General features: G+C 32.6%; 8 protein-coding genes and 1 pseudogene. 5 read left to right on the top strand and 4 right to left on the bottom strand.

Going from position 1 to position 8227, the window contains the following annotated elements; translation table 11 throughout:
* From tnpA to AC22L0_RS29050, 3 genes and pseudogenes are all read right to left on the bottom strand, one after another.
* A pseudogene (gene tnpA, locus AC22L0_RS29060) lies at positions 1-164 on the bottom strand (IS200/IS605-like element ISBth16 family transposase); the annotation flags it as partial.
* A gap of 600 nt (positions 165-764) precedes the next feature.
* On the bottom strand, positions 765-1385 hold the full coding sequence (locus tag AC22L0_RS29055; protein ID WP_487272569.1) for an HAD family hydrolase: 621 nt from the start codon (positions 1383-1385) through the stop codon (positions 765-767).
* Positions 1386-1404: 19 nt separating this feature from the next.
* Positions 1405-2169 (bottom strand): DeoR/GlpR family DNA-binding transcription regulator, encoded by a 765-nt coding sequence (locus AC22L0_RS29050; protein WP_086422586.1) that lies wholly within the window; start codon positions 2167-2169, stop codon positions 1405-1407.
* Between the two features lie 369 nt (positions 2170-2538).
* Between AC22L0_RS29050 and AC22L0_RS29045 the strand changes: the two genes are divergently transcribed.
* Together AC22L0_RS29045 and AC22L0_RS29040 are read left to right on the top strand one after the other, a co-directional pair.
* Entirely contained in the window at positions 2539-3891 is a 1353-nt protein-coding gene (locus AC22L0_RS29045) for an ABC transporter permease (protein WP_087967099.1), read from the top strand.
* 11 nt (positions 3892-3902) lie between these two features.
* The gene (locus AC22L0_RS29040) at positions 3903-4583 is read left to right on the top strand and encodes an ABC transporter ATP-binding protein (protein WP_087967101.1); all 681 of its coding nucleotides are present in this window, start codon (positions 3903-3905) and stop codon (positions 4581-4583) included.
* Positions 4584-4829: 246 nt separating this feature from the next.
* Here the strand turns inward: AC22L0_RS29040 and AC22L0_RS29035 are convergent, their stop codons facing one another.
* Positions 4830-5261, bottom strand: coding sequence for an Lrp/AsnC family transcriptional regulator (locus AC22L0_RS29035; protein ID WP_048564971.1), 432 nt, complete (start codon positions 5259-5261; stop codon positions 4830-4832).
* 167 nt (positions 5262-5428) lie between these two features.
* On the opposite strand from AC22L0_RS29035, the gene AC22L0_RS29030 reads away from it, so the two are divergent.
* The 3 genes from AC22L0_RS29030 to AC22L0_RS29020 all read left to right on the top strand — a co-directional run bounded on the left by AC22L0_RS29030 (position 5429) and on the right by AC22L0_RS29020 (position 7899).
* A complete protein-coding gene (locus AC22L0_RS29030) occupies positions 5429-6010 on the top strand; it encodes a beta-class carbonic anhydrase (protein ID WP_087967103.1) in 582 nt (193 codons plus the stop codon).
* Between the two features lie 31 nt (positions 6011-6041).
* A complete protein-coding gene (gene cynS / locus AC22L0_RS29025) occupies positions 6042-6491 on the top strand; it encodes a cyanase (RefSeq protein ID WP_487272568.1) in 450 nt (149 codons plus the stop codon).
* 127 nt (positions 6492-6618) lie between these two features.
* Positions 6619-7899: a purine/pyrimidine permease gene (locus AC22L0_RS29020; RefSeq protein WP_487272567.1), complete on the top strand. Its 1281-nt coding sequence runs from the start codon at positions 6619-6621 to the stop codon at positions 7897-7899.
* Positions 7900-8227 lie beyond the last annotated feature (328 nt).

Here is an 8227-nt window from a genome sequence, read left to right as displayed (position 1 = left end):
TTCCATTCAACTAATGTGATGTTATAGTTTTCAGATAGTCGAACAAACATATCTTTTGCATAGTCTGACATATCATCATCAAACACATTTCTTCTGTATTTCACGACCAACACAAGGTGATAATATAACAAGAATACTGAATGGTTATTACTATCTAATTTCATTTATATACCAGCCTTTATCATTTATAAGACTGATTATATCAGAGGCAAAATAAAAAGGAAAACCTTTTGGCTACGCCAAACCGAAATTCATCTCCCACCTACCGTTGGGCTACTCCCTTCACACGCTTGAGGAAGGAGAATTCTTTCCGGAAATTCGTTAAAATATGATCAATCTAGGCCTTTTTATTTTGGTTAAATGGCATTGTCTATAAACAAATTAGTCAATGGCGTTTACATAAATAACTGTAGAGAGAAAAACTTTGTTATGGGGGTGTTTAAAATATTAAGTTGATAGGCAAGTGATGTTACCCTATTCCTATCAAGCTAATACTTTGATTATCATTTTATCTATTAATTAGCCGTAAGTTAATTATTAACCCATAAACTTGCCGGAATTTTAATATAAACCATAAAGACAACTAGAGTTAACGTGTTCTTAGCTAAAAAAACTAGAATATCAATAAAGCCTTCACTGAAAGATAGCACCAACAATAACCGAATTTCTTTCGCTAATCCTATAAATAAAAAGTCGATTTCCTGTACGTTAAGAAATCGACTTTTTAGTGAGTAACTTAATTTCTTTATTAGACTCGAGCTTGGTTAAATTAAATTTAAAATATCTTTTGGTGTATTTAATACATAATCAGCCTTTTCAAAACCTTCTTTTGTCTTTGAACCCCATAAAGCGAGTGCGAATTTAACACCAGCACTTTTCGCACATTGCATATCGTATATAGAGTCTCCGATGTATACTGACTCATTATTAGGAACATCTAATTGTTTCAAACAAGCTAATAATGGTTCAGGGTGTGGTTTGTGTTTATCCGTATCACACGCACAAATTATACGTTCAAAATGATCGCTTAGACCAAATGGCTCGAACTCGTCTATTAATTCTTGCTTAGTTTTTGATGTAACAATCCCTAGCTTTAATTTACTAAGGGATAACTCTTTAATAACGTTCTCTAATTCTTCAAACACCGAAACTTCATGGGAAAAATCTAGTACGGATTTGCACCATTTCGGATGGACAACGTCTATATTTTTAACATTTAATTTTTTTAAGGTTTCTTTTCCAGGAATCCCTAATGCAAATCTTAAATTCTGTAACGCAAAATCTTCCTTTAGTTCTTCTTTTAAAACTTTTTGTAAGGATTTTAGTATTGCTTTTTCTGTGTCTAAAATTGTGCCGTCTACGTCAAAAACAAGAGATGTAATCAAAATAAATCCTCCCGATTTTTTAATCTTCACTTGCAATTACTACTTCAACACCGTTTTCTTTCAAAGTGTTATATAAATCACTAGACATAACTTGATTTGTAATGAATGTGTCTATAGATTCAAGCGTTAAACCCTTATAATTTCGTCGCTGATTCCATTTAGTGTGATCTGCCACTAAAATAACTTGATCAGCATGTTTTATTAATTCACGCTTGAAATAAATATCTTCTTCAAAACCATAGTATATCCCGTCTTCTGTAATACCTGCGGTTCCAATGAATACCTTGTCAAAGTGATAATCTTTGAGTTTTTCAGTGGTCGAAGTCCCTGTAGTATGTCGAGAAACCTTATTTAAAGTTCCTCCCAAAAGGTGAATAGTCGTATCTTCAGATTGAGCTAACATATAAGCAGTATCAATAGAGTTCGTCACAATAGTTACGTTCTTTGATTGTAAATGTTGCGCTACAAAGTTGACAGTTGTTGAAACGTCTAAATAAATCATGTCATTGTTTGCAATTATATTTGCAGCCTTCATTCCAATCGATTTTTTCGTTTCTAATTCAGTCTGTGACCTAACTTGATAAGTATCAATTTTCTTATGAAAAGTAGCTAAAGCCACTCCGCCATAAGTTCTAACTATTGCTTTGTTTTTTGAAAGTTTTACTATATCTCTTCTTGCAGTATCTCTTGAGATATGAAACATTTCACACATTTTTTTTATATTCATAGTTTTATTTGTTTCTAAATAATTAAAGACTCGTATCAATCGTTCTTCTTGATTCATAAGTAACCTCCATAAGAATATGTTAAGTTAAAATAAGTTATTATGCAAGTTATTTTAAGTTATAATGTACGATAACGCTCCTATAATTAAGTGTTATTAAGTGGGTTTGGTAAAACCTTATTTTTAATGCCTTTATAATATTAAGCGATTTTATGATGGATTTAAAATTTTATCGTTGTAAGCAGAAATTTGCCAAAGTGGCAAGGTTATGGTCTAAATCACAGTTTATATGTCCAAATTTAAAAGGTTACTTGCAATTATCTTGAAGTTTTTGCACCAGAAACTCATATAAACTTCACATATCTCTAGATAATCCCCATATAAACTCCAGATGGATACACTACTATAGCATCAAGGAGGTTAGAGAACATGAATTTTATCAAACGATCATTTTTGAGTTTACAATCAAGAAAGGGAAAGTCACTTATATTACTTGCTATTTTTCTAGTTGTTACTAATTTGGTATTCGCTGGTTTTACGATTCAAAGTGCATCCAGTAAGGCAACAGATTTGGCTAGGCAACAATTAGGAGCTGATATCAACTTAAGAATCGATATAAATAAGTATTTGGAAGAACAAAACAGCAATCAAAATGCTAATGAAGCAAGAAAGGTACCAAGTATCGAAAAAAAAGAAGCTGATAAATTAAAGAACTCTAAGTATTTAGATCACTATAATTATCTAAAAAGTGTTATTGCTGAGCTGAAAGAGCTTCATAATGTCGAACCATCTGGAGGAGCTCAATCATTTGGTCCAAATAATAATTTAAATTTCACTTTACAGGGTGTTAGAGACTTTTCTTTATTAGAAGCTGCTCAAGACAAAAAATTAAAACTTGTTGAAGGAGAGGGAATTACGTCAAAAACAGTAGGAAAAAACGTTGCTATGATTGAAAAAAAACTAGCTGAAAAAAACAATTTAAAAGTGGGTGATAAATTACAGATAGGTGAAGTAATGGATGAGGAACTTACCACGAAAGAGCTAGAAATTATAGGTATATATGAGTCTAAAGAAGAGGCTCCATCTTTTGGGGGGCAATCTTTTGCTTTATTAGAGCCTGCTAATCAAATATATGTACCGTATTCTGTTATGAATTCACTGGAAAATGCAATCTATTCATTAAAGGATCCTAAGGATATTGATGCATTTAAAGAAGAAGCAAAAAAATTGGGGTTACCAGCGTACTATGAATTAGATGCACAAGATAATGTTTATAAACAGATGATTGGTCCAATCGAAAATATTGCATCTTTTTCGAAAACGATTGTAATTATGGTGTCTATCGCAGGTGCAACGATTTTAGGATTAATCATTATGCTCTCTATTAAGGAACGTAGAAAAGAAATGGGAATTTTGTTATCTATAGGCGAGAAAAAATGGAAGTTAATGGGTCAACTACTAGTTGAGGTATTATGTATTGCTGTATTAGCTTTTGGTTTATCTTTAGCAACAGGAGAGAAAGTTTCTCAAAAAGTTTGTGATAATCTGTTATCTAGTGAAATAGCAAAGAATGAAGATAAACCGGAAGATCCTATAGCAAAATTAAGTGGTAACCCTGCTGCAGACGTAGATCCGGTTGATAATATCGATGTAAGTATTTCAACTGAAGATTTAGGAAAAGTAGGGGGAATTGGATTAGGAATCGCTATGCTAGGAACGATTCTTCCGGCATTATCCATTCTTCGTTTAAATCCAAAACAGATTTTATTAAAAGACGAATAAGGAGAATTTATATGGAGACAATTTTACAGTTTAAAAATATCAATTATCATTATGAAAGTAATAATAAGAGAACTACAATCTTACAAAATGTAAATTTTTCTTTTCAAACTGGAAGTTTTTATACTATCTTAGGGCCATCTGGTTCAGGAAAAACAACAACTCTTAGTTTAGCCAGTGGATTAGACGTTCCAAAAAGTGGATATGTCTTATATAAAGGAACGGATATACGTAAAATTGGTCTCGACTACTATCGAAATCAGTATGTATCAATTATCTTTCAATCTTATAATCTCATTACGTATATGACCGCACTTCAAAATGTTATAACAGCAATGGAAATAACAGGAGTCGATGTAAAAGACAAAAGGATAAGAGCATTGGAGCTACTAAAAAAAGTAGGATTGACAGAAATAGAAGCAAAAAGGAATGTGTTACAGCTTAGCGGTGGGCAACAACAACGTGTCGCAATCGCTCGTGCATTATCTTGTAATGTAGATTTGTTAATTGCAGATGAACCGACTGGAAACTTAGATCAAGAAACGTCCATGGAAGTTATTGAGTTGTTTAGAGAGTTAGCACATAAAGAAAATAAATGTATTATTGTTGTAACTCATTCACAAGACGTAGCCAAACAGTCAGATAAAGCTGTTTATCTACAAAAACAGAATTTAGTTGTACAAGATGTTTCTTGAAAAACGAATGTGTTTACTTTAGAGAAAACAAAGGATGACTTAACTTCAAAGTAACATATTTCCCCACAATAATTCAGCACGATTGTTGAATAGAATGACTCGCATTTTTTAAACAACTTTAAAAAGCCTTACTACACACAAATTGTAGTAAGGCTCTGACTATTTAAGATAAAAATTAAACGATTTTCTAATCTCTATACGAATAGGGATTAGAAAATAACGTATCCCCTCCGAAGAAAAGAGACTTTATTTTAACTTTCCTATTGATAGGTTAACACGATAATTCCCATACTTTAATAGTCTCCCTAGAAAGTTATCCAATTCTTCATTAGAAGCAAAATGTGTTTTTAATAAATAACATCCTTCACCACTTATACGATGTACCTCAGAAATTTCTTCTTCTTTTTGAAAGAAATTCATAAACTCTTGATGATTAGCTGATGTTACAAACAAAGTAACAAATGCAGTCACTGTTTGTCCTAGTTTGATTCGGTTTATTGCGATTGTATATTGTTCAATAATCCCTAAATCCTCTAATCTCCTGATTCGATTTCCTACAGCCTGCCCCGTCATATGTATTTTTTGGCCTAATTCTTTCCATTGTATTCTTGAGTTTTCTCCTAATAATTTCAGTATCTCAAAATCTGTTTGATCAATAATATAAACCAATCCTTTCATCGTGAAAGTAGAAAAGCAGAAAGTGTTTCGCCGACTTATTCAGCTTATCGATACAATTCACTATACTAAGTTTATCCTCTTACATCGCATTGTTTATCAGTTATATTTACTTATAACACAGAGGACGCAACAAAAAAATACATCTAGATTTAAAGGAGGTTACAAATATGTTATTACAAGATATTTTATCGTTCAATGAAAAATTTGTAGAAAATAAGGAATACGCCCCCAGTGAAGCAAAAAAAATGCCTAAGAAACGTATGGTTGTTGTTTCTTGCATGGATGCTCGTTTAATTGAGCTACTTCCAAAAGCTTTAGATATACACGATGGAGATGCAAAAGTTATCAGAAATGCAGGTGGTAAGATTGCTTCTCCTTTCGATAGTGTTATGCAAAGTGTTGTAGCATCAGTATATGATCTAAATGCAGATGAAATCTTTCTTATCGGACACCATAGATGTGGGGCGGGTCAAACTAATCCCAAAGGAACAATTCAAAAGATATTAGACCGTGGAGTAGCTTCACCAGAAATTCTATCAGCTATTGAATATGCTGGTGTTGACCTTGAAAAATGGTTATTTGGATTCGATGATGTCTGCGATTCAACTCAAGCTAATGTTGATTTAGTAAAAAATCATCCACTTATTCCAAAAGATGTTCCTGTACATGGTTTAGTTATTGATCCTCACACAGGTAAATTAGATTTAGTAGTTGATGGATATAAAACATTAAGTGGTATGAAAAATTAATTATTACTTAAATGAAGGGAAGTTATTAGATATGAATAGACAAGAAGCCACGCAAAAAATTATGGAAGCAAAAATTGCAAAAGGCTTAACATGGGAAGAAATTTCAAAAGTAAGTGAAAACTCTGAGACTTGGGTTGTAACAGCATTATTAGGACAAGCTACAATGACACGTCCGGAAGCAGAAAAAATCGGTAAGCTATTGGAATTAGATGGAGAAGTAGTTCAGGCATTAACAGTAGTTCCACTTAGAGGTCAAGTAATGCAAATGCCTCCTACTGACCCAATCTTATATCGATTATATGAAATGATGTTACAATACGCACCAACTCTTAGAGAATTAATCTTAGAAAAAGCCGGTGAAGGTGTAATGAGTGCAATTAACTTCAATCTAGGTGTAGATACACAAGAAGATCCAAAAGGTGGCGATCCTCGTATCGTTATTACACTTAACGGGAAATTCTTACCGTTCCGTACATGGTAATTAATCAAAAATCTATCTATATAATTAAAATGATTTTATAGAGTTACAAAATCCATCCTTTTTAATTTAACTGTATAGAAAGGATGGATTTTTACTATGAGATTCTTTTTCGGTAAAGGAGAATAATATGAATAAAAAATACTTTAATACAAGCTTTAATATTCTACAGTGGTTTGTTTTTTTATTAGCAAATGCAATTGCATTACCTATCATTATTGGCGGTATATTCCATTTATCAATAGAAGATATTTCAACATTAATGCAGCGCACTTTTTTAGTCGTGGGAGTAAGTTCATTTATACAAGCTTTGTTTGGACATAACTATCCCATTGCGGATGGTCCAGCGGGTTCATGGATAAGTATATTTGTCATACTAGGACAAGTCGCTATGCATCAGGGACAAAGTGCAAAAGACGTGTTGCAACTTTTAGAAGGTGGATTAATTATTGCAGGTATATTACTCTTCGTTATTGGTATAACAGGGCTTGTTCATCGAATCTTACGTTTATTTACCCCTTTAGTTACAGGAACTTTTCTTTTAACCTTAGCACTTCAGCTTAGTGGTGTGTTACTAAAAGGAATGATGGGATTACAAGGATCTGCAACTCATCCTGACTATCCAACAGCTACTATTGCACTCTTTGTTTTTGCCCTTATTACTTTCTTATCAATTAAAGGGAAAGGATGGATGAAAAGTTACGCTGTGTTACTTGGAATCTCATTTGGTTGGCTTTTGTATGCTGTTTTAGGAAAATCATCTCATATGCCTTCACACACACAGCTAGTTAAGTTACCGCAGATATTCGCTTGGGGGACACCTAGATTCGATATTGGAATGACCCTAACTGCAACTTTATTTACATTTCTTTTAGTTGCAAATACAATTGCGGCTATTTCAGCTGTAAAACAAGTAGCTCCCTTATCTAAAGAAAATGAAAAGCAAACACTCAACCGTGGTATATGGGTCGGAGGTATATCACATATTATCTCATCGTTATTCTCTACAATTGGAATTGTACCATTACCTGCATCAGCGGGATTTATTCAACTAACAGGACAAAGAAAAATGAATTCATTCCTTATAGCAAGTCTTATATTAGCAGGAATTTCGTTTATTCCCTCAATTGTAAGCTTTATATCCTTGCTTCCAGGCCCTATTGCTAATGCTGCCCTTTTAGCAACATTTGTCCAAGTAATAGGCATTTCATTTCAATCGATTTTACGTGAAGAATTAAATCAACGCCGATTAACTATATTAGGAATTACATTATTAATCAGTTTAGGAATAATGTTTCTTCCGGAAAGCGCATTTAGCGGAATTCCTTCTTCCTTACAATATGTTTTAAGTAATGGATTACTCGTGGGTACCATGATCGTCATTCTACTGGAACAGTTTTGGAAAAAGTAAAGGATTTATAAAAAGGAGTATTAGATAGATTTAATGATTGATTTTTTAGATGAAACTGCAACAGTAAAAAGAAATATTTTAATCTCATTAGAAAAGTATTAGAGAGCTTAACTTAGTGAAAGCATAAAGTGAGTGTAAACTAAAAGAAGTATAAGTTGGAAAAAATGCCCGTTTTATGTTTCTTGTTATAAGGGGTAGCACCACACATCCATCAACTTAAGGATTTAGACTATTTTTGAAGTTAAAAGCACGTTACTATTTTCTTATGTTAATGAGAAAGGGTGACGTGTTTTTTATGAATATGAATCAAAAACAAGAATTATCTTTA

Source organism: Bacillus sp. LQ01 (assembly GCF_057624735.1).
Note: the sequence above shows the minus strand (reverse complement) of the source record. Positions and strands in the feature narration are given on the sequence as shown.

What these genes read in the sequence shown, in the direction of transcription:
- AC22L0_RS29035 (WP_048564971.1), bottom strand. Translation starts at nt 5,261, where the DNA reads ATGAAAGGATTGGTTTATATTATTGATCAAACAGATTTTGAGATACTG.
- AC22L0_RS29030 (WP_087967103.1), top strand. Translation starts at nt 5,429, where the DNA reads ATGTTATTACAAGATATTTTATCGTTCAATGAAAAATTTGTAGAAAAT.
- cynS (WP_487272568.1), top strand. Translation starts at nt 6,042, where the DNA reads ATGAATAGACAAGAAGCCACGCAAAAAATTATGGAAGCAAAAATTGCA.
- AC22L0_RS29040 (WP_087967101.1), top strand. Translation starts at nt 3,903, where the DNA reads ATGGAGACAATTTTACAGTTTAAAAATATCAATTATCATTATGAAAGT.
- AC22L0_RS29050 (WP_086422586.1), bottom strand. Translation starts at nt 2,169, where the DNA reads ATGAATCAAGAAGAACGATTGATACGAGTCTTTAATTATTTAGAAACA.
- AC22L0_RS29020 (WP_487272567.1), top strand. Translation starts at nt 6,619, where the DNA reads ATGAATAAAAAATACTTTAATACAAGCTTTAATATTCTACAGTGGTTT.
- AC22L0_RS29045 (WP_087967099.1), top strand. Translation starts at nt 2,539, where the DNA reads ATGAATTTTATCAAACGATCATTTTTGAGTTTACAATCAAGAAAGGGA.